The organism is Geitlerinema sp. PCC 7407 (genome assembly GCF_000317045.1).
In the GTDB taxonomy this organism is placed as follows: Bacteria; Cyanobacteriota; Cyanobacteriia; order PCC-7407; family PCC-7407; genus PCC-7407.
The window spans coordinates 3039469-3060304 of the sequence record NC_019703.1 but is presented as its reverse complement, the minus strand read 5'-3'; the positions used below and the strand labels follow the sequence as shown (position 1 = coordinate 3060304).

At 61.3% G+C, this 20836-nt stretch carries 19 protein-coding genes and 1 tRNA gene; 13 read left to right on the top strand and 7 right to left on the bottom strand.

The features are described 5' to 3' along the window. Window positions 1–140: 140 nt before the first annotated feature. Entirely contained in the window at window positions 141–1481 is a 1341-nt protein-coding gene (gene gorA, locus GEI7407_RS12445) for a glutathione-disulfide reductase (RefSeq protein ID WP_015172539.1), read from the top strand. 8 nt (window positions 1482–1489) lie between these two features. Here the strand turns inward: gorA and GEI7407_RS12440 are convergent, their stop codons facing one another. Beyond that, entirely contained in the window at window positions 1490–2311 is an 822-nt protein-coding gene (locus GEI7407_RS12440; RefSeq protein WP_015172538.1) for an ABC transporter permease, read from the bottom strand. Window positions 2312–2705: 394 nt separating this feature from the next. Between GEI7407_RS12440 and GEI7407_RS12435 the strand changes: the two genes are divergently transcribed. Beyond that, window positions 2706–3197: a DUF3172 domain-containing protein gene (locus GEI7407_RS12435; protein WP_015172537.1), complete on the top strand. Its 492-nt coding sequence runs from the start codon at window positions 2706–2708 to the stop codon at window positions 3195–3197. 87 nt (window positions 3198–3284) lie between these two features. Here GEI7407_RS12435 and GEI7407_RS19600 read toward each other — a convergent pair whose 3' ends face one another. Then, window positions 3285–5465 carry an AMIN domain-containing protein gene (locus tag GEI7407_RS19600; protein ID WP_081587323.1) on the bottom strand — a complete coding sequence of 727 codons (2181 nt, stop codon included), beginning with the start codon at window positions 5463–5465 and terminating at the stop codon, window positions 3285–3287. A gap of 240 nt (window positions 5466–5705) precedes the next feature. Here GEI7407_RS19600 and GEI7407_RS12425 point away from each other — a divergent pair, with 240 nt between their 5' ends. The 5 genes from GEI7407_RS12425 to GEI7407_RS12405 all read left to right on the top strand — a co-directional run bounded on the left by GEI7407_RS12425 (window position 5706) and on the right by GEI7407_RS12405 (window position 8858). Then, window positions 5706–5972, top strand: coding sequence for a hypothetical protein (locus tag GEI7407_RS12425; protein WP_015172535.1), 267 nt, complete (start codon window positions 5706–5708; stop codon window positions 5970–5972). Further along, window positions 5969–6655: an energy-coupling factor ABC transporter ATP-binding protein gene (locus tag GEI7407_RS12420; RefSeq protein ID WP_015172534.1), complete on the top strand. Its 687-nt coding sequence runs from the start codon at window positions 5969–5971 to the stop codon at window positions 6653–6655. The genes GEI7407_RS12425 and GEI7407_RS12420 overlap by 4 nt, the downstream gene beginning before the upstream one ends. Before the next feature lie 163 nt (window positions 6656–6818). Then, window positions 6819–7388 carry an NYN domain-containing protein gene (locus GEI7407_RS12415; RefSeq protein WP_015172533.1) on the top strand — a complete coding sequence of 190 codons (570 nt, stop codon included), beginning with the start codon at window positions 6819–6821 and terminating at the stop codon, window positions 7386–7388. A 128-nt stretch (window positions 7389–7516) separates the two neighbouring features. Then, window positions 7517–7588, top strand: a tRNA-Asn gene (locus GEI7407_RS12410). 67 nt (window positions 7589–7655) lie between these two features. Next, a complete protein-coding gene (locus GEI7407_RS12405) occupies window positions 7656–8858 on the top strand; it encodes an aminotransferase class V-fold PLP-dependent enzyme (RefSeq protein WP_015172532.1) in 1203 nt (400 codons plus the stop codon). Here the strand turns inward: GEI7407_RS12405 and GEI7407_RS12400 are convergent. Together GEI7407_RS12400 and GEI7407_RS21095 are read right to left on the bottom strand one after the other, a co-directional pair. After that, window positions 8855–10057, bottom strand: a complete 1203-nt coding sequence (locus GEI7407_RS12400) for a class I SAM-dependent methyltransferase (protein ID WP_015172531.1) — start codon at window positions 10055–10057, stop codon at window positions 8855–8857. The genes GEI7407_RS12405 and GEI7407_RS12400 overlap by 4 nt on opposite strands. A 16-nt stretch (window positions 10058–10073) precedes the next feature. Then, complete coding sequence (locus GEI7407_RS21095) at window positions 10074–10253, bottom strand: hypothetical protein (protein ID WP_150109787.1); 180 nt, start codon at window positions 10251–10253, stop codon at window positions 10074–10076. Window positions 10254–10689: 436 nt separating this feature from the next. On the opposite strand from GEI7407_RS21095, the gene GEI7407_RS12395 reads away from it, so the two are divergent. Next, complete coding sequence (locus tag GEI7407_RS12395) at window positions 10690–11319, top strand: DUF3038 domain-containing protein (RefSeq protein ID WP_015172530.1); 630 nt, start codon at window positions 10690–10692, stop codon at window positions 11317–11319. A 2-nt stretch (window positions 11320–11321) separates the two neighbouring features. Next, window positions 11322–12722, top strand: a complete 1401-nt coding sequence (locus GEI7407_RS12390; protein ID WP_015172529.1) for a DUF4335 domain-containing protein — start codon at window positions 11322–11324, stop codon at window positions 12720–12722. A gap of 89 nt (window positions 12723–12811) precedes the next feature. Here GEI7407_RS12390 and GEI7407_RS12385 read toward each other — a convergent pair whose 3' ends face one another. Beyond that, the gene (locus GEI7407_RS12385) at window positions 12812–13501 is read right to left on the bottom strand and encodes a hypothetical protein (protein WP_041268430.1); all 690 of its coding nucleotides are present in this window, start codon (window positions 13499–13501) and stop codon (window positions 12812–12814) included. Window positions 13502–14117: 616 nt separating this feature from the next. Here GEI7407_RS12385 and GEI7407_RS12380 point away from each other — a divergent pair. Together GEI7407_RS12380 and fmt are read left to right on the top strand one after the other, a co-directional pair. Beyond that, window positions 14118–14945, top strand: a complete 828-nt coding sequence (locus GEI7407_RS12380; RefSeq protein ID WP_041268429.1) for an OmpA family protein — start codon at window positions 14118–14120, stop codon at window positions 14943–14945. 70 nt (window positions 14946–15015) lie between these two features. Continuing rightward, window positions 15016–16005 (top strand): methionyl-tRNA formyltransferase, encoded by a 990-nt coding sequence (gene fmt / locus GEI7407_RS12375; protein ID WP_015172526.1) that lies wholly within the window; start codon window positions 15016–15018, stop codon window positions 16003–16005. Here fmt and GEI7407_RS12370 read toward each other — a convergent pair. Continuing rightward, window positions 15994–16359, bottom strand: coding sequence for a DUF6464 family protein (locus GEI7407_RS12370; protein WP_015172525.1), 366 nt, complete (start codon window positions 16357–16359; stop codon window positions 15994–15996). The genes fmt and GEI7407_RS12370 overlap by 12 nt on opposite strands. Before the next feature lie 293 nt (window positions 16360–16652). On the opposite strand from GEI7407_RS12370, the gene GEI7407_RS12365 reads away from it, so the two are divergent. Both GEI7407_RS12365 and GEI7407_RS12360 read left to right on the top strand, forming a co-directional pair. Continuing rightward, complete coding sequence (locus GEI7407_RS12365) at window positions 16653–17372, top strand: hypothetical protein (protein WP_015172524.1); 720 nt, start codon at window positions 16653–16655, stop codon at window positions 17370–17372. Between the two features lie 58 nt (window positions 17373–17430). Then, window positions 17431–18129, top strand: a complete 699-nt coding sequence (locus GEI7407_RS12360; RefSeq protein ID WP_015172523.1) for a hypothetical protein — start codon at window positions 17431–17433, stop codon at window positions 18127–18129. Between the two features lie 10 nt (window positions 18130–18139). Here the strand turns inward: GEI7407_RS12360 and mutS are convergent, their stop codons facing one another. Then, entirely contained in the window at window positions 18140–20818 is a 2679-nt protein-coding gene (mutS, locus tag GEI7407_RS12355; RefSeq protein WP_015172522.1) for a DNA mismatch repair protein MutS, read from the bottom strand. Between the last annotated feature and the right edge of the window lie 18 nt (window positions 20819–20836).

Sequence of the window (20836 nt, the reverse complement as noted above, 5' to 3'; positions counted from 1 at the left end):
AAGGCGGTACGCCGTCTCAATTAGGCTGCTCTGGTGACTGGTTGCATCCCTTGACTCACCCTTGGGGTGATGGATGACACTGGCGCACTAGAGCGACCGAGAGACCCAAAGACTAGCCCAGACGCTGCGGGAGAGATGCCATGAGCTTTGATTATGATCTGTTCGTGATTGGTGCGGGGTCGGGAGGCATCGCGGCGGCCCGGCGCGCAGCGAGCTATGGTGCTCGGGTGGCGATCGCCGAACGAGACAGCCTGGGCGGCACCTGCGTCAATCGCGGCTGCGTCCCCAAAAAGCTCTTCGTCTACGCTTCGCGCTTTGCGGAGCAGTTTCAGCTGGCCCAGGACTACGGCTGGTCCGTGGAGGCTGGGGAGTTTGACTGGCCACACTTCATCGCCGCCAAGGATCAAGAGATCGGGCGGCTCAATCAGGTCTATCAGCGGCTGCTCGAAGACTCTGGCGTGACGCTGCTGCGGGGACTAGCCCAGTTTTGCGATCGCCATACCCTGGAGGTGGACGGCCAAACCGTCACGGCTGAGAAAATTTTGATTGCGGTGGGCGGCAAGCCTCGGCGGCCAGAGATTCCTGGCATCGAGCACGCCTGGGTCTCGGATGACATCTTTCACGTTCCGCAGCAGCCTCGCCGCATCGCGATCATTGGCGGCGGCTACATTGGGGTGGAGTTTGCGGGCATTTTGCAGGGGCTGGGGTCCCAGGTGTCCTTGGTGGTGCGCGATCGCCTGGTGCTGAACCATTTCGACCAAGACATCCGCGAGCACGTGCAGCTGAGCATGGCCTCCCAGGGCGTTGAAATTCATACGGATACTGAGGCAAAGGCCATTGAGCGCCACGATCGCGGGCTGACGGTCTGGCTGACAGGGGAGGAGCCCCAGTCCCTAGAGGTGGATGGCGTGCTGGTGGCAACGGGGCGGGTGGCGCACCTAGGGCCGCTGCGCCTGGAGGCTGCTGGCGTGACCGTGGAGCGGGGGGCGATCGCCGTGGATGCCTACAGCCGCACCTCCCAAGCAAATATCTTTGCGGTGGGAGACTGCACCAACCGCCGCAACCTCACCCCAGTGGCGATCGCCGAGGGGCGAGCCTTTGCCGACACCGAATTCAATCAGCAGCCGCACCACGTCAGCTACCACTGCATTCCCTCTGCCGTCTTTTCCCATCCCGAAGCGGCCACCGTCGGCCTCACCGAAGCCGAAGCGCGAGCGAAGATCGGAGACGCGGTGCGCTGCTACCGCAGCCAGTTTCGGCCCCTGCTCCACACCCTGGGTCACACAACCCAGGTCCTGCTCAAGCTGGTTGTGGACGGCGAAACCGACAAAGTCTTGGGGGCTCACATGGTCGGAGAAGCCGCCGCCGAAATTATCCAGGGTCTGGCGGTGGCGCTGCGCCTCGGGGCGACCCGCAGCGACCTCAACCAAACCATCGGCATTCACCCCTCCACCGGCGAAGAGTTTTTCTCGATGCGCTAGGGCTCGGCCTAGTCTTGCTGGTGCGAAAACTGGTAGGCTCCCACCAGCGAGAGGGCGATCGCCACGGCCAGCAGCACCGGCACGGAGTACCAGGGAAACTGGGACAGCGGCAAGTAGGCTGCGGCCCGCAGCGCCGTGCTGGTGTAGGTCAGGGGCAGCAGGTAAACGACGCCCTTGAGGAGGGTGGGCAGCGTCGCCGGATCAAAGAACGTCGCCCCCAAAAACGACATCGGGATAATCACAAAGTTGTTGTAGAGGCCGACGCTTTCGAGGGACTTGACTGAGAGGCCCACCAGCACCCCCAACCCCGCAAACACCGCGCAGTTGAGAACCAGCACCAGCAAAAACAGCGGGTTCAGAAAGCTCCACACCTTGCCCGTAAACAGGACCGCCACCAAAATCACCGATCCTGAGGTCATCAAGCCGCGCACAATCCCCGCCATCATCTTGCCCACGTGGAGGGCCAGGGGATGAATCGGCAGCAGCAGCATTTCCTCGAAGGTCTTGGTAAACAGCCGCTCGCCGCAAATCGAAAAGGTCGTGCCCCCGAAGCTAATGGTCATCGACGAGAGAGCCACCATGCCCGGCAGGATGAACTCCAGGTAGCTATCGCCAGCGGGAGACTCCATGGCCTGGTCGAGGGCGCTGCCCAAGCCCAAACCAAAGGCCAAAATGTAAATCAGGGGAGACACCAGCCCAGAAGCCGCGACTTGGGCAATGCGCACCCGCAAATCTAGCCAGTCACCCCAGAAAACGGTCAAACTGTCGTTCCAGAGATAGCGCAAACCGCTACCGGCAGAGTTTTTGGAGACAAAGGAAGGAGAAGTCACAAGCGGTCCAGAGGAATAGATGAGGTGAACAGGGAGAATCCAGCCCGAAAGCTACTGGCGGGGTGGATTCTGGATTTTAACCCGGGGATTGAAGTGTGTCAGTTGGGCCTGGCGGCTAATTCCTGGCAGGGCCTCACAGTGTCTCGAATAGGGGGCGATCGCCCCTCGCTTTTGCGCTAAGCTGGGACTTAAGGGGTCTTTGTCATGAAAGCAAGACATTGGGGGATTTGCGACCCTTTGCGGATACCCTCAGGGGGCGATCGCAGGAAATAACGGCATACTGGTGGAAGAGTGTCCGCGAGGGCACCAACCTCTGGTTTTCGGAACCGCCTAATTCCCTATGAGACGTAGATCTAGACCCACGGCCACCAAAGTTTCTCCCCGATCCGAGCCTATGAGTGCCAAAGCTCCCCTGATTAGCTACACCAGCTTGGCGATTTTGGCAGGGGTGTTCATTTTGGGAATTGGCGTTGGCATTGGCTTTAGCTCCACAGCCAGCTTCACCCCCGAAAACGTCGCGTCTCGGGAATTCATCGATCGCAGCGCCCCCAATCCAGAAATCTGCGTGCAGTACGGAGCCAGCGCCATCGTCACCGAAACCCGCACCTTTGTCACTTTTAACCCCTTCAACGTGTACGTGACGCAGCCGGTCATGCAGCCAGGCTGTGTCCTGCGCCGCAACAACTGGGCCGTCCTAGAGCAGCGCGATCTGATCAATAATGAACAGGTCCGCGAGTGCAAAAACCGGATGAACACCTTTGGGTATACCGGTGACCTAGGGGCGACGCCAGAGATTCAGTGCGTTTACCAAAACGACGCCAGCAAGAACCAGTTCCTGGGGCAGCCCGGAATTGGGGCACCGCCGCCAGAAACCAAAGATTTCTAATCGAAGACTTTTTTACGCGTAGAACAAAGCTCTAGCGGGCCTACGCAAAAAGAGGGGCGCAGTCTGCGCCCCTCTTTTTGCGAAAGACTAGCTGCGATAGAGGTCTTCTGCCAGCTCGACTTCGAGGATCTGTCCCGGCTGGATCACGATGGTGGGAGCAGACCCAAAAAAGGTGGTCGCGGCCCCCGCGACAGCGCCGCCGATCAGCCCAACGCCTGTAAATCCGCCGATCACGGTACCGGCGATCGCCCCTAGGCCAGATCCTAGGAGCAGATCGTCGCTGTCTTTTTTGGAAACGTAGTCAGACTTGCCGGTGACCAAAATATTGCGATCGCTGAGGGTGACCGCCTGCACAAAGAATCGGCTGCCGCGTCGGCTGGTTTCGAAGCGCCCGACCACCTGGGTCCCCTCGGCCAAAACCACATTCCCCGCCGCGTCTAGCACAGCCTCCTGGAGTAGCAGGACTTCTTGGCGCTCCTGATCGCCATCGAGGGTGAGGGGGGCGTCGCCGGCATAGCGCAGTCTGAACTGAGTCCCCTTGGATAGCAGAATGTCGGGATTTTGGGGCGGCAGGGCGATCGCCACAGTCTCGGGCGCTGAGGGGCTGGGCGCCTCATTGACGGCGGGCAGATCTGGGGCGGGGGTGCTGGGTGCCCCGGACCCTGCCACAATCACCTCGGGCAGCGGCTGACCGAAGGAAAACTCTCGGGGCGCGATCGCCCCTTGAGCCGCCGGGTTGGCCTGAACCGGCACTGCGAGGGGGGCCTCAGGAGGCATGGCAGCCAAGTCTGGCACCTGAATCTGGGGCAGCTCTGGGTCTGACGCTTGGGCTGGGGGCAGCTCGACCGGCACTTCGAGGGGGGCGGGCGATCGCGCGGGCGCTGGAGCGCTGACCAAAGCGGGCACCTGTACCGTGGCCGCAGCGGGCGCGGGCGTCTCCGCTGTCACTGGCAAGGCCGAAACCTCCTCAACGGGCAGCTCGACGGGCACTTCGATCGCGACCTCGGTTTTCTGGGCAGGCACAGCCGCCGGGGGCGCTTGGGGGGAGGCTGGAGCTGCGGGCGATCGCCCTAGGTCCGGCACCTGTACGGCGGGGCGCTTGGGTTCAGACACGTCTGAAGGGGCCGCGGGCGGCAGCTCGACGGCGATGTCGACTGGGGCCTCTGCGGTCGGCGGTGGGGCGATCGCCGCTGTTGCCGCCAGGGGTGCCGCCGCTGGCCGTGGCGGAGCAGCGGGCGCCGCAGGAATGGCGGCGGCCGGAGCTTCTGGTGCTGGTGCGGGCTTGGGTGTGGTCCCAGCGGGTTTGGGCGTCACTCGCGGGGTGCTGGGAGCGGGCGTAGCAGCCGTGCGGGCCGGGGGAGGAGCCCCAAGATTGGGAACTCGCACCTGAACGCCCGTTTGGCTAGATCGCCGAAAAGGGGCCGCAGGCGGCAGCTCGACGGGGCCTTCGAGGCCTGATGGGCGGGCAGCAGGGGTCGGAGCGCTGGTCTCAGGACGCCGAGGGGCGATCGCCCCTGGCTGGGCGGTCGGCGGAGTGCTGGGAGCCGCGGGCGCTGAAGGCTTCGGCGCTGGGGCCTCGATGGGAATATCAATGCCTGGTTCTGCCGCCGCCGCCAGCAAATCTGCGGAATCCTCGCTATCCGGCAGTGTCTCGGCGAGCGGCTCTGGCGTCTCGGGAGCAGCAGGCGCTGCCGGTGCTGCACTGGCGGGCGTCTCAAGGGCAGAGGGCGGATTGTCAGGCCGGGCGGCCTCAGCAGGGGCAGGGGCGATCGCCACCGGCACACTTTGGCCCGCTTCCCCTGCAATCAAGGGCTTGAGCACCCAGCTCGTCTGATCAGAACCGCTTGCCTGGAGCTGAACCTGCCCCGGCGCCAAAACGACCTCGGGCGACAGCTCCATCACAATGCGTGCCGTATCCGGCTGAAACTGAGACACCCGAATCTGGCGCACTGAGCCGCTGTAGGTCTGAACCTGCTCCACCGTTCCCACCTGGGTGCCCGGCAGATCCACCACGATGCGAAGAGGCTTGGCCAGCAGGAAATAGCGCGGCTGCGTGCCTTCGTTCACCTTCAGCTCGAGCTGATTTTCCCTCGGGTCAAAGCGCCACTGGCTGAGCAGCGCCCCGTAGGCTGGCAAATTCGCGTGGGTCAGCGCGGCGGCTGCGAGGGCGCCCAGGATCTGCCGAATGGGCCGAAATCCTCGCCCTTGGTGCCGCGCCGGTTTGTTCCTCCCGCCCGTGTTGTCCCGCATCATAACCCCTCGATCCATTTAGACAGACTTGGCTCATAGGATAGTCGCAAGGGCCCGCTCTGGAACAAAATTTCTTGAGCTTTCGATAGGTTTGGCGAGCGATCGCCTCTCGAAGATGCTCTCCAGTGCCGATCAGGGGGCCTTGGGCCTCAAGCTTGGCCCTGGGCGATCGCCCCTGAGGCTTTTGCCCCCGCTCCCCCAAGATTTTGAGATACTAGGCATAGTGTTGAATGTCCACGTATCGAGCGTTATTGGCCCATGTTCATCATTGATATTGCTGTTAAGTACACCCCCCTCCCCCTGTCCGTTCAGCGCAAAAGCCAAGAAGACGCTCACCAGCTCTACCAGCACGTGCTGGACGCCATCCAGTCGGGTCAGCCCAAACTCCTAGAGCTCACCTGTGAGCACCAAACCGACAAGCGGCTGGCGATCGTAACCAGCGAGATTTCTGCGGTGCAGCTCACCGAAAAGTCCGGCAGCTCTGCCTCGGGTCGTCCAGCAGGCTTCTTTGCGATCGCTGAATGAGTTTTGCCCCTTCCGATCCAGGCGCCCCTGCGATCGCAGTGCGCGACCTCTGCTTCCGATGGCCTTCGGGGGCAGAGGTCTTGCGGGACTGCTCCCTTGCCGTGCCCCGAGGACAGTTCTGGATGCTCCTCGGGACCAACGGCAGCGGCAAGTCGACGCTCCTGCGCACCCTGGCGGGGCTCTTGCAGCCCCAGTCTGGCACCATCGAGCTGCACCCCCCCGTGGGCTTTGTTTTCCAGAATCCGGACCACCAGCTCGTCATGCCCACCGTCGGCGCGGACGTAGCCTTTGGCCTTGTGTCCGAAAAGCTGTCTCCCCCTGAGGTCCAGCAGCGCGTCACCTACGCCCTGGCCGCCGTCAATCTTTTGGACTTTATTCGGCGGCCGATCTATGCCCTCAGCGGCGGCCAAAAGCAGCGCGTTGCCATTGCAGGGGCGATCGCCCGTCATTGCGATGTGCTGCTGCTCGACGAGCCCACGGCTCTTTTGGACCCCGACAGCCAGATTGACCTGGTCAAGCAGCTCCAGCGCCTGGTCAAAGAGCGGGGGCTCACGGCTCTCTGGGTGACCCACCGCCTCGAAGAACTCAACTACTGCGACGGCGCGTTTCTGCTCGAGCAGGGCCGAGTCGTCGATCAGGGCAACCCCGATCGCCTCCGTCAGCGCCTAATCCAGTCTTTCTAGCGAAAGGGGCTGCACCCGAAAGACAAGATCTCCGAAGTTTTTGAGAGGGCCTTGGCCGTGTGAAAAAGGCTTTATTTTCCTTAAAAGAGAATAAAGCCTTGCTAGAGATCGTATTAATATATGAGACATGCATAAGTTTTCTTTACATTCCCCCCCTTAAGCCATGGCACGCTCCGAACCCCAGGCATTTCTATTGGTCGACGGATACAACGTCATAGGAGCCTGGTCGGAGCTGAAGCAAGCGCGCGACTGTGAGGGTCTAGAAACCGCCCGCTGGCAGCTGGTTGAGACCCTGACCAACTACAGCGCCTTTCAGGGATACGCCACAGAAGTTGTCTTTGACGCCTACTACCAAGACAGCAGCAGCCGCCGGGAATCGGTTACCGACCACCTCAGCATTTATTACACCGACTTTAACCAAACCGCAGATACCTACATCGAAAAGGTCTGTGCTTTGTTTCGCCAAGATCTGCGCAAGTACAGTCAGCGCCTGATCGTGGCGACCTCTGACCGAGCCCAGCAGCTGACGGTTGTGGGCTATGGGGCGGAGTGGATGTCCTCCCAGCAGCTTGCCCTAGAGGTGGAGTCGGTGACCCGGCGAGTCCGCCGCAAGCAGCGAGCAAACACTCGCAAGAAATCCTCGGGGCGATTTTTGGCCAGCTCCCTGGACCCGGTGGCTCAGCAGCGCCTGGCTGCGCTCCGGATGGGCATTGTGCCGCCGCCTTCGGTCTAGGCGGTGGGCGGCGATCGCAGCCTTCGAAACGGGCGATCGCCCCGGTCTGGAAAAACTTAAAAAAAAGTTTTCCAAAGGGGTTGCAAAATTTTCTAACTGTTCTGTAATATAAAAAGGCACGCGAGCGGTCCTCAGTAGCTCAGTGGTAGAGCGGTCGGCTGTTAACCGATTGGTCGTAGGTTCGAGTCCTACCTGGGGAGTTGAAAAATAGCAAAACACTGCGGGGGTGAGTTATGCTCATCCCCGCAGTGTTTTTGGGGATCTGGGATGCCAAGGACAACCTACGGGAAACATTGGTCCCTCGATCCGGCAGTCATTTTTCTCAACCATGGTTCTTTTGGGGCCTGCCCGAGACCAGTCTTGGAACGGCAGCGGCAGCTGCGCGATCGCCTGGAGGCGCAGCCGCTGCGATTTTTTGTCCAGGAAATAGAGCCGCTGCTGGATCAGGCGCGCCAGGCCTTGGCCGCATTTGTGGGGGCGGAGCCGGAGAATTTGGCTTTTGTGCCCAACGCCACGACGGGGGTGAATACGGTCCTGCGATCGCGCTGTAGCGGCCCCGATCGCCTCCAGCCGGGCGATGAGCTGCTGACAACGAATCACGGCTACAACGCGTGCAACAATGCGCTGCGGTTTTTGGCGGAGCAGACGGGGGCGCGCATTGTGGTGGCGGAGGTGCCTTTTCCCCTGGCAAGGCCCGAAGCGGTGGTGGCGGCGGTGATGGCTCGGGTGACGGACCGGACCCGCCTGGCGCTGCTGGACCACGTGACCAGCCAGACAGGGCTGATCTTTCCGCTGGAGACGCTGGTGCCGCAGCTGACGGCGGCGGGGGTCGAGACGCTGATTGATGGGGCCCACGCGCCGGGAATGATTCCGCTGGATCTGAGGGCGATCGCCCCGACCTACTACACTGGCAACGCCCACAAGTGGCTGTGCTGCCCCAAGGGGTCGGCGTTCCTCTACGTGCACCCCGATCGCCACGAAAATATGCGGCCCCTCACGATCAGCCACGGGGCCAACTCGCCCCGGCGCGATCGCTCTCGGTTTTGGCTGGAGTTTGACTGGCCGGGGACGGTGGACCCGACGCCCTACCTGTGCGTGCCGGAGGCGATCGCCTTTTTGGGGTCGCTGCTGCCGGGAGGGTGGCCCGCGCTGATGCAGCACAACCACGCCAAGGCGATCGCGGCGCGCGACCTCTTGTGCCGGACGCTGGGCGTTGCGGCTCCCTGTCCAGATGACATGCTGGGAACCCTGGCCTCGGTGGCGCTGCCCGACGGCGACTGGCAGTCTCTCCAGGCCATTCTGCTGGACCAGTTCCAGATCGAAGTGCCCATCGTGCCGTGGCCCACAGCGCCCCGACGCTGGGTCCGCATTTCCGCCCAGATCTACAACGATGAGACCGAATACGCGGCCCTAGCCGAGGCGCTAACGGTGACTTTGGCCCAGGAGCGCTCTGGCTCGCCGATCGCCTAAAAGGGCTGCTGGAGTCCCTTGAGCGATCGCTCCTGTTCGGCGTCGCTGAGCCCTTTGCTCTGAACCAGGACGCCAAAGTTGCCGAGGCCCATAGGGTCCATCAGGCTGTGGAGCACCTCCCGCCGCTGGAAGATGCGGCTGATGTCGTCGGCGGTGGCGATCGCGCTGCCCCCCGCCGACAGCGCCGTCAGGCGATCGCCCAGGCCCAGAGCCATCAAAAACAGCCCCTGCTGCGTGAAGCCCAGGTTCTGGAGGCCGCAGCGATCGCCCTGGCGCTCGAGCGCTGTGAAATTCACGTGGGCCGTCAGATCCTGCTGACCCACGTGAATATAGGGATCGCCGTGGTGCTGGTGCTGGTAATAGCACTGCAAGGTGCCCTGGCTGCGGGCCGGTGCGTAGTAGCGGCTGGCCGGATAGCCATAGTCAATGGTCACGACGTAGCCCCGCTGGAGGCGATCGCTCACCGTCTCCAGCCAGTCCAGGGCTGCCAAGTTGACCTCGGTTCGGTAGCCCTCGGGGTACCCCGGAGCCAGCAAATCAATCTCGTTCAGCTCAAAATATGCCTGCAAGCGCGGCGTAGATAGCTCCCCCAGCACCTCCGTCAGGCCGCCGCCCTCGTCCACCGTCACATACACCTCCTGGAGCTGGCCCCCTTGCACCACCACCTGATGAACCGGGAACGCGTCCACCAGCTCATTGGAGAAGCAGCAGCCCACCAGAGAACTCGGGGCGATCGCCTCCCAAGTGCTCCAGGCAACCTTGCCCGCGATCGCCCCAAACTCTGCCAGCTGCGATCGCTGGACCGCCCGAAGGGCCGGAGACTTTTCGACAATGCGATAGCTCAGCGCCTCAAAACAAGCCCGATGGTGCTTGGCCAGATAGCGCAGGCTATCGCGGGCCAGTAGTCCCTGGCCTGCGCCCATCTCCAGCAGCGTCATCGGCCCCCCGCCCAGGCTCTGCCACACATCGACCCACTGCTCCGCCAGCAGCTCCCCAAAGTCGCTCGCCAAATAGGGCGACGTCACAAAATCCCCCTGCATCCCAAACTGATTGGGCCGCGAGGCATAGTAGCCATGCTCCGGGTGATACAGCACCCAGTCCATATAGTCTGCAAAGGAAATGCGGCGCTGGGGATGGGCCGCAATCCGCTCCACCAAAAACGGGTACAGAGCGCGATTGCCAGGACGAGGAGGATGCATAAGGGTCACAAAAAGACTAAAAAATCGCCGAGCAGCCGCGATCGCCGCCCAAACCCACCAAAACCCCTCGGCGCAGTCCCGTCAAGTCTTCCTCGGCCTTTTCCCGGCTCAAGCTCGCAGCCTCGTCAGCGGGCGATCGCCCCAAAAAACCGCAAAATCCTCCGATTTCAGCAAAGTTTTGCAACTTTCCAGACATCTTGCGGAACGGTTCCTTTCGCCGCAGAAGAAAATCACTACAATGCTCGTTCTCAGAGGCGATGCCCAAAAGAACCCGATTTCGGTAGAATGCTGCTGAATCCAGCGGAGCGACTCGTTGGCTTTCCACAGCGGTCTTTCTGGCAGCGGCCTCTGCGGTGCCTTGCCCCAGCAAAAACGCGGTCAAAGACCGACTTTTCTTCCATCCCCAGGAAGATAAAACGAGCAAATACCGTGTAATCAGCGCTACGGGCTCAGTACGATCGTCGTACAACAATGTATAGTCACCGTGTCATGATGGCGAGGGAGCGACGCAGTCCATTCATTCTTGATCATTCTGTTCTTGATCCTTGGGCCAGGAACCCTTCCCCCTTGCTCCCTCGTCATGTATGAGTTACAACAGTCCCTTCGTTAAGGTGCGCGGCTAGCCAGTCAACATGGACGTTTCTCTTAGCGTAATGCAACCCAACAGTTCACCTGCCCAGTCTTCCCCTATCATCTTGGACAGCTTGCCAAACTACCTGAGCGGCGATCGCGGTTGTCCCCGGCGGGCGCGGCTGCACATCGACCTCATCCTCTTGGCAATCGAAGCCCTCGACCTGGGAGGCTCGGAAGCGATCTTAGCCGTCGCGCAGGAACTCGGCCTCCAGCCCATCATCAAAAACCGCGTTGTTCTCTGGCGACTCCGCAGCACCAACCCCCTCCGACGCTACAGCCAGCGCCGCCCCCTCAGCCAAGACGAAGCCAAAGCCCTTGTGATCATCGCGAGTCACCTCGCCCGTCGCCTCACCGTCTTGATCCGGCAGCTTCTTTTGGCCCACCAGCAGCTCCAAGACAAAAAGCTCTCAGTCGAGCATCACTTCCGGCTCTCGGAGTATCTAGAGCGCTTTCGTGCCCACTTCCGCTCCCGCATGAACCCCAAGCGGGCTGGCGTCATCAGCTACAACAACAGCCCCGAGCGGCTCAACGAATTGGCCATGAACTTGCTGGGACAACTGCTGTTTTGTACCGGGACGGCCGGCACACAGCGCTTTTGGTGCAGTTTGTTTGACGGGGAAGTGGAGTAACAATGCAGCGTCAATATAGTTTGCCTAACTGCAAGCTGGTTCTCGAAGGGATCGAAGACATTCCGGCAGAAGGAGCCCTCGATCCGCGACCTCCCATCAATGTCTTGGTGAATGCAGAGTGCCACATCCAGGGGCATGAGCAGCCTTTGAGCGGGGGACGCACCTTTTTTGAGGGGCTTGTGAATGCTGTGAACCACTATGCCCAGAGCTTCTTTAGCAGCGTCTCGGCGCCCGAAAGCCGACGCGGCAAGGCGTCTCCGGTCACGATCGAGCGCCTCGACCAAAATCGTCACCGCATCGTGATTCACCCAGAAGCGATGTCGAGTGAGGAGGCGGCCGCTGCGCGGACTGGTCCCCTGGAGATGGATCTCACGACGGTGCAGCTGTTTGACTTGGTGGAGGCGGTCGACCAGTTCTTTGCCGACAGCCGCACGCTGCCGGATCTGTCTTGTCAGCTCCAGCCCGTTTCCCGCAAGCACGCGAAGGCCGAGCGTCCCCTCCAAGAGCGCGCTTTGCCGGCGGCGGTTGGGATCTCGGGGCTAGCGGCGGCGGCGGTGGCGGTCTTCTTGCTGCCGATCCCCAACCTGGAGCGGCCGCGCGATCCTGCGGCCCAGTCGCGCAACGGCAATAATCCGAATGAGACCTCTGCGGCGCAGGCGGGCCAGACAGGCCAGCCTGACTCGGAGGAATTGGCGGCCATGATCGCCTCAGCGCGAGAAATTGTGGACCCCAATCAGCTCAATGCTTTGCGCCAAAGCCTGTATGACACCATTGACCAAGCCTGGTCTGAGGAGCCTGAGTTTTCGGAACCCCTGAGCTACAAGGTGAGCGTGGGCGAAGATGGGGCTGTGCTGGGCTACGACGGTATGGATTTGGTGTCTGATGAATCGGTGAACCAAACGCCGCTGCTGGACTTGGTGTACATCCCGCCAGAAGGGGGAGTTGCCCCTCGCGAGACGATCGCCCTTTTCAAGGTGGTCTTTCGTCCGAGCGGTGTCCTGGAGGTGAGCCCCTGGCGCGGCTTTCGATCGCCCCCTAGCGATGGACCGACCATCGACGACCCTGCGCAAATCGAGGAGTTGACGGGCTCAGTCTACGACCAAATCAACAATGCTTGGGACGAGGAGCCTTCCTTTGAGCAGGATTTGGTGTTCCGAGTGGGAGTCACCAGCGAAGGCAAGATCGCCGAGTATGAGGCGGTGAACCAGCCGGCCCGTGATTATGGCCAGGAGATCCCCTTGCCGAGTCTGGTCGAGCGATCGCCCTCGTCGTCTACTGCTGCTGAGACTGCGACCACAGAGGCGTCTACAGTGCCCCCTGTGCCCCTTGCTCAGTTCAAGGTCGTCTTTACGTCCCGAGGGGTCCTACAAGTCAATCCTTGGGATGGCTACCCCGACTCTTAACCGCCGTGCCTGTCGCGAAAGGGCTAGCAGAAGCCTGCTAGCCCTTTGTGCTGCCCTGGGGGCAGGGAAGAGAATGAAATTAAATGAAATTATCGGTAGGCCTGGGGGCCTGCCCAAACGTTGTTGACGACGGTCCCGTGCACCAGGGGTTTGTCGTTGGGCGAGAGCGTGGTTTGCCCGCGGGTGTCGACGGCCCAGAGCGGCCAGTTGGGGTCGCCCAGGGTGCCAGCCCGAAAGAGCACCTGCTCAGGGCTGCGCTGACTCCAGCCGAGCAGGATGGCGTTGGAGTACTCGATGCGGCTGGGGGCCAGGGTGCTGGTGCGATCGCGCGTGCGATCCCAGACGACGGCGTAGTCGGAGGCATCGGAAGTGTTGAAGATGCCCTCAAATTCGCGGGCCAAAATGCGATCGCCTGAGGGCGACCACGACACGGGAATTAAGATGGCGATCGCCCCTGGCATATCCGCCGCCTCGTTTTCGAGAAAGGGATTGTCTGACAGGGGAGACGTGGCGGTGATCACCCGCAGGTCACCGGTTTTGACGTTTTCCAGAAACATCGTGCTGCTGATGCGGCTCCGAAAGCCGTCGGGCTGCACCTGCATCTGAATGCGGCTGTAGGCAGCGTACTCTCCATCGGGGGACATCAGTGACTGACTACGGTAGTAGCGAACACTGGGGACTCCCGAAGCGGTCACCTCAGCCTGAGTGGCCAACACCCAGTTCCAGGGAACCGGATGCGGGCTGTTGAGCGGATCAATTTGTACCGGAGATTCCATCATGGCAGCATCAGAAGGTTGGGGCTGTGACTCTGTTGCTTCACCCAATCCCTGTGTAACCAGCGCCTCGGTCAAGGAATCCGCTTGCGCCAAAGCGGGAGTCCCGAGGGCCGTCGCACCCAAAATGCTCAAACAAAGAGCACACCACAGAGGCTGACCAAGGCGCATCGTGGGCCAGCCAAAAAGCAAGAAACGCTGGAGCATTGAGTGGGCAATAATTCCTAGACGACGTTCTTAGTGTGAGAAGCGGCGTCTACACAAATTCAAGCTTGGTGTCTATATATGTACCCTATGGGATCGGTACTGGAAAGCCTGAATTCACTAAAGTTTTCAAGGCTTTTAATGTTTCGTTGCGGACTGGTCAAAAAACAAGCGATCGCCCACATTTTCTGACAGTGTCTGCAACATTTGGCTGCTAAGTCAAAATTTCGAGACCCGGTTTATCGCCTAGGCGTGACGGCGAAACTGCTGAGTTGAGCTAGTATCTCTTTGATCGTCTTTGCTGGCCACAAAAAAGCCGCCCAGCCTTCTAGGGGTGCTCTGGCCAAGACCCTGAGGCCGCAGCAAGCCGAAGGATCTGCGAAGCGTGCCTTCGTTTGTCGATGTTCGAAAGAAAGCCGTGAATGACGCCCCTGTTTCTCCTCCGTCGCCTTCTCCCAAGGTGCAGCGAAGCTGGCCTGTGCTGACGTTTGTGTTTCGACTGCTGCTGCTCTCGGTGGGGGTGAGTCTGGCGTGGCTGGTGGGAATGGCGATCGCGCTGTTCAATCCCGGCGCTAGCAGTGAGCCGCCGCTGGTCGTCCAGGGTCTGCGGCGATCGCAGCAGTGGTTGGGCCTGCGGGATCCCGCGTCCAGCAGCGCTCCCCAGCCTGCTGCCCCCAGTGCCAATCTTTCGACGAGCGAGCAGCAGGCCCTCCAACAAGAACTGGAGCAACTGCAAGCTGAGGCCCAGTCTTTGGCCAGTCGCGCGGCCCAGATCGAAGCCCAGATCGGGGTTCAGCAGTCCAATGAGCCCCTGGAGTCGCGAATTCAGCGCCTCTCTCAGCAAATTGAGGGGACCAGTGACTTTGCACAGACACCGGGCAGCAGCTCGACTACGCCCGTCTTTCGCGTGACGCTGCCCAGCGATGTGCTGTTTGCGAACAACCAGAGCACCCTCAAGCCGGAGGCAGAGCCAATTCTCGATAGCTTGGTGGGCGATCTCCAGGCCTATCCCAGCAGCACGATTCGGGTCGCTGCCCATACCGATGACGTGGGCAGCCCCGAAATGAATCGGGCGCTCTCTCTCCAGCGGGCCGCAGCGGTGGAAAGCTACCTATCGGGCGTCCTGGGAGATGGCTATCACTGGGTGAGCGTGGGATTTGGGGAGGATCTGCCGCTGGCCACGGGCCAAGCCGAGGGCGATCGCCTGCGCAATCGTCGCCTGGAAATCACCGTTGAGCCCAAGTGATTCGCCCGCTGAAGGCGCTAGGTGTGACACTTGTTTGTACACTGCTGAAAACCTTTCAGTGCGCTGATTCATGAGAATTGTGTTTTTTGGGACTCCCCAGTTTGCTGTGCCGACCCTCGATCGCTTGCTGGAGCATCCCGAGTTTGAGGTGGTGGCGGTGGTGACGCAGCCGGACAAGCGGCGGGGGCGGGGCAGCCAGCTGATCCCTTCGCCGGTCAAGGAGCGGGCGATCGCCCACCAGATCCCGGTCTGGCAGCCCACCCGGATCAAAAAAGACGCTGACATCTTGCAGCAGCTGCGAGAGACCCAGGCCGATGCCTTCGTGGTGGTTGCCTACGGCCAGATTCTGTCCCCCGAAATTTTGGCCATGCCGCGCCTGGGCTGCATTAATGTCCATGGCTCTCTGCTGCCCGAATATCGCGGAGCCGCGCCCATCCAGTGGTGTCTGCGCCACGGCGCGACGGTAACGGGCATCACCACCATGCAAATGGACGCAGGCATGGACACCGGCCCCATGCTGCTCAAGGCGACCGTTCCCATTGGCCTGTTTGATAGCGCGGCGGACCTCGCCCAGTCCCTGGCCACTGTCGGCGCAGACCTGCTGATCGAGACGCTGCTAGAGGGCGATCGCGGCGCCCTGATGCCCGAGCCCCAGGACGACGCCCAGGCCACCTACGCCCCGCTGATCCAAAAATCTGACTATGAGCTCGACTGGTCTCAGCCAGCGATCGCCCTGCATAACCAAGTGCGCGGCTTCTACCCCGCCTGCGTCACCATTTTTCGCGAAGCGCCCCTCAAGGTCATGGCGACCGCGCCCATCAGCGCCGCCACCCTTCCCCAGCTACCCGATGCCCTGCAAGCTCAGGCCTCCAGCCTCACCGACCTAGCGGGCCAGCCTGGAGAAGTCGTTGCCCTGCTCAAAAACCTGGGGCCTGTGATCCAAACCGGCGACGGACTCTTGCTGTTGCAGCAGGTGCAAATGGCGGGCAAGCGGCCCCAGTCGGGCTGGGATTTCGCCAATGGCGCCCGCCTAACCCTCGGCGAAACCCTAGGCGTCTAGAGAGGCCAGCTCAAAGTGCCGGCAGCCCTCACACGGACCCGCTGGATTGACAGCGCAGCGCAACAGCTCCGACAGAGCGTTGTAGCGGCACTTGGCGTCCCCCAGAACCCATCGCCCCTGGACCAGGGTCCGTTCTGAGGGCCGAGCCGCAGACTGTACGTAGAGCGCCACCTTGTGCAGGCGATAGCGGCCAGACTTCAGTTGATAGCGGTGACGACGCTCCAGCACAGCGTAGGTCTGGCCGTTGAAGTCCAGATAGCTGCCGGGCTGGGGCATCCAGTCCAAATGAACATTGCCGAGGGACTGACGCGAATGCGTCAAGATCACCTCGGTGGGTAGCGAATCTAGCTCCATAGGGGCGTGAATGTTACGCAGCGTACATCTTGGATGGTATCGCACCCCCTCTAGTAATTTCGACTGAACCTCCGAGGGACTCCCGACGGGACACTGAGGACTGGGGTCTGGGGCGCAGAAACGAAAGCAGCGCCGCTGATGCTCAAAATGCTGAAGGAAAAGCTTCGATTTTGATCCAAGCCCACCGAAATCCACCGAGAGCATGATGTAGTTCTGGCGAAACCCTCTGCGCGAGGACTGTCGGCGCGCCGAGGCTTTGAGGAATTGATGTCATCAGGCCTTCGGAAATCTCTATGAATTATTTTTCTGTGCTGATTATGCTGCTGCGCGATCGCGCCAACTTCCTCTCAGAAATTCGCCAAAATATTAAAATCGAGCAAAAAATCATCGCTTTGTTGGTTTCGAGCTCGATTTTTTTTGCGGTTTACGGCTTGATTATTGGCTCTTCCAATAGTTGGTTACAATCTGCTTCTTCGGCGATTAAGCTGCCAGCGCTTTACCTAATCACGCTGGTCATTTGTTTGCCGACTCTCTATTTCTTTGACATTCTGATGGGGTCAAGCTTGCAGTTTGCTCAGTACTTGGCGCTGATGCTGACGACAGTTTCAGTTATTAGCGTACTGCTGTTTGCCTTTGCTCCGGTGACGCTGTTTTTCCTGATTTCCATTCGAGATTACAACTTCTTTTTGTTCATTAATCTGGTCATTTTTGGAATTACCGGGCTGGTGGGGGTCAGCTTGTTTTATCAAGCGATGCAGACGCTGGTCAGGCCAACCGTCCTGAAGGTGCGCGACGCAGAGCCCATTGACCCCGAGCCAGGCCATCAGGATATGCGGCAGCGACTGCTGCAAGGCTGGCTGGTGCTGTACGCGCTGGTAGGCAGTCAGCTCGGCTGGACGCTGCGGCCCTTTTTTGGAGCACCGGACCAGGCGTTTCAGCTTTTTCGCCCGGAAATCGAGGGGAATTTCTATCAGCAGGCGATTATTATTGTGCTGAAGCTGTTTGGATTTTAAGGCTGATCAAAACCCTTGAAAGGGATGAACAACTTTGGGAAAGATGCTCTGAAAATTTATGCAGCCTGAGCTTCAAGATTTGATGATTTCGGCCCAGGAAATAGAGCGTCTGAGCGGGCTGGATGTAGGGGCCGTGTTCGCAGGGGGAACGGTTCGTAAAGGGGTGTTGTCAAATCCCCGAAAACTGACAGAATGGGCGATCGCCCAACTGATGGCCCTGGGGATTATTCTGATTTTTTGTTTTCCCTTGGGGCTGGTTGTGGGGCGCAGCTTCAACTGGCTGAGCAACGATCCGGCGACTCTGGCCCGCTTTGTGCAGCTGACTCTGGGAATGTCGGGAGCGATCGCCCTTGGCTGGAATGCCTATCTCTGGCGTCGGCACCAGCAGCTCGCCCTGTTTTTGACGCTGCTCGACGAGATCGACAAGCATCACGAAATCCTGCGAGCGCTGCAAATTTTGGATGAGCTCGAGACGGTGCAGGCCAAGGGCGATCGCCGCGATCGCGCGGAGGTGTTGGCGGCCCTGGCTGTCACCCGGGAAAGCTTGGTGTGCGCCCTCCTGACCGAAAAAATTCTGCGCCAGCACCAAGCCTTTTTGGCGCGGCGTCAGGAACTGCTGGAGCACGTGGAAACCAACCTGGGGCGGCTGCGATCGCTGCGGGTGCTGAGCGAGGCCGATGAGTACGGCCGCCTAATGCGGGAGGCGCTGGACATCGGCCTGAGCGTACACCGCGAGCTGCACCGCCTGGACACCTGACCCCTCGGCCCTAGCCACCAAAAATATCAAGCTGCTCAGGGCGGTTCTCGGAGGCGCTGGGACTGGGCGATCGCCCGTTTTTCTCAGGTTTGTCGGCGATCGCGCTGGTTTTGCGCAGGCCCACGGCGATTTTGCTGTGCTTTTCGATCTGGCTCATCACCTGCCGCGCCCGCTGGATCACCACCGCTGGCAGCCCCGCCAGTCGCCCCGCCTCAATGCCGTAGGAGCGATCGGCCCCGCCGGGCTGCACCTGATGGAGAAACACGATTTGGTCCGGCAGTTCCTTCACCACCACCTGGTAGTTGGCCACGTTGGGCAGCAGCGAGGCCAGCTCGTTGAGCTCGTGGTAATGGGTAGCAAAGATGGTGCGAGCGCCGATCTCGCCCGCCAGGTACTCCGCCACGGACCAGGCGATCGCCAGCCCGTCAAAGGTGGCGGTGCCGCGGCCGATTTCGTCCAGCAGCACCAAGGACTGGGGCGTCGCGTGGTTGAGAATGTTGGCGGTCTCGTTCATCTCTACCATGAAGGTAGACTGGCCCGTCGCCAGGTCGTCGACGGCCCCGACGCGGGTAAAAATGCGATCGCAGATGCCCAAGGTAGCCGAGGTGGCTGGCACAAAACTCCCCACCTGAGCCATCAGTTGAATCAGCCCGACTTGGCGCAGATAGCAGCTTTTGCCGCTGGCATTGGGGCCGGTGAGCACGATCAGATCTGGCGCTGTGACACCGCGATCGCCCAGGTGGGTCGAATTGGGGACAAAGAAGCCCGCCGGTAGAGACTGCTCCACCACGGGATGGCGGCCTGCCTCCACGGCGATGGTGCGCCCTTCGCCGAGTTGGGGGCGGCAGTAGCCGCGATACACCGCCACCTCCGCCAAGCCGCACAGCACATCCGCCGCCGCCACAGCCTGAGCCACCTGGCGAATCAGGGCCGCTTGCTCCCCGACCTGGGTCCGCAGCGCCGCGAAAATTTCGTACTCCAGCTGGTTGAGGTCGTCCCGCGCTGAGAATATGCGGGCCTCGCGCTCCTTCAGCTCGGGCGTGATGTAGCGCTCTTCGTTGGTGAGGGTCTGCTTGCGCAGATAGTTGTCCGGCACCTGGTCGGCCTTGGCCCGAGAGATGCTGATGTAGTAGCCAAAGGTCTTGTTGTAGCCGACCTTGAGGGTCGAAACGCCGGTGCGATCGCGCTCGGATTTTTCGAGGTTGTTGATCCAAATTTGGTCGTCTTCGATCTGGCTGCGGCGGGTATCCAGGTCGGCATTGACCCCAGAGCGAATCAGGTTGCCGTCGGTGAGGGAGAGGGGCGGCGACTCCACCAGGTGGGCCTTGAGGGTGTGGCCGAGCTGCTCCAGGACCGGGGGCACGCTCTGGAGAGCCTGGAGGTAGGGCGATCGCCCTTGGGCTACCAGCGTCGCCAGATCGGGTAAGCGGCCAAAGGAGTCCGCCAGCGCCACCAAATCTCGCGCATTGGCGGTCCCCGATCCGGCCCGTCCGGCCAGCCGCTCCAGGTCATAAATGTCTCGCAGGAGGGCCTGCAAATCCTGGCGCAGCGTGCCGTTGTCCACCAGTTCCTGGAGGGTCTCCTGGCGCTGGGCGATCGCCTCTACCTTCAGCAGCGGTTGCAGGAGCCAGCGCCGCAGCATCCGCGACCCCATCGCCGTCACTGTGCGATCGAGCGCCCACAGGAGCGATCCGTGAAAAGTCCCGTCGCGCACCGTTTGGGTGATCTCCAGATTGCGGCGGCTCTGGTGATCCAGGATCAAATAGTCAGTCAGGGCGTAGGTGCGCAACGTTTGCAGGGGGACCGGGGTTTCTCGCTGGGTGTCCTCCAAGTAGGCCAGCAGCCCGCCCGCTGCCCGCACCGCCAGGGGCAAATGGTCGCAGCCCATGCCTTCGAGGGACCGCACCCGCAGCCACTCCAGCAGACGCTGGCGGGCCTCCGGCAGCGCAAAGGACGCTTGCGATCGCAGGGCGTAGCAAAACTGGGTCGGCAGGCAGTCCGGCAAATGGCTCGATCGCTCCCCCGGTCGCAAAAGGCCGCCCAGATCCGGCGCATTGGTAGGCACCAGCACCTCCGACGGCTGCAGCCGCATCAGCTCCTGGGTGAGCTGCTCTAGGTCGCTGGCCTGGGTGGTGAGAAACTCGCCCGTCGACACATCCGCCACTGCCAGACCCCAAGCGCTGCCCGCCAGCACCACCGCCGCCAAAAAATTATTGCGGCGAGCGTTCAGCATTCCTTCTTCGAGGACCGTACCCGGCGTCATCACCCGCGTGATCTCGCGCCGCACCAAGCCCTGGGCCTGGGACGCATACTCCATCTGATCGCAGATCGCCACCGCGTAGCCCTTCTCGACGAGCTGGGCGCAGTAGCGATCGAGGGCGTGGTAAGGAACGCCCGCCATGGCGACGCGGCCAATGTCCTTGCCCCCTTCCTTGCTCGTGAGCACCAGCTCCAGCTCCCGCGCCACCGCCACCGCATCCTGGAAAAAGCACTCAAAGAAATCCCCCACTCGGTACAGCAGGAGCGCGTGGGAATAGTCGTCTTTGAGGTCGGCGTAGTGGCGCATCATGGGCGTCAGCAGCTCCCGATCCGCTAAGCGGTGGTCGGTGAGGCTGTTGATGGCTTTGGCGCGGCGCTCTGGCAAGCCGTCGCTGGCGTCAGGCCCAAAGGCCTCAGGGGAAACGGTCATGGGTCGGTCGCAAATCGG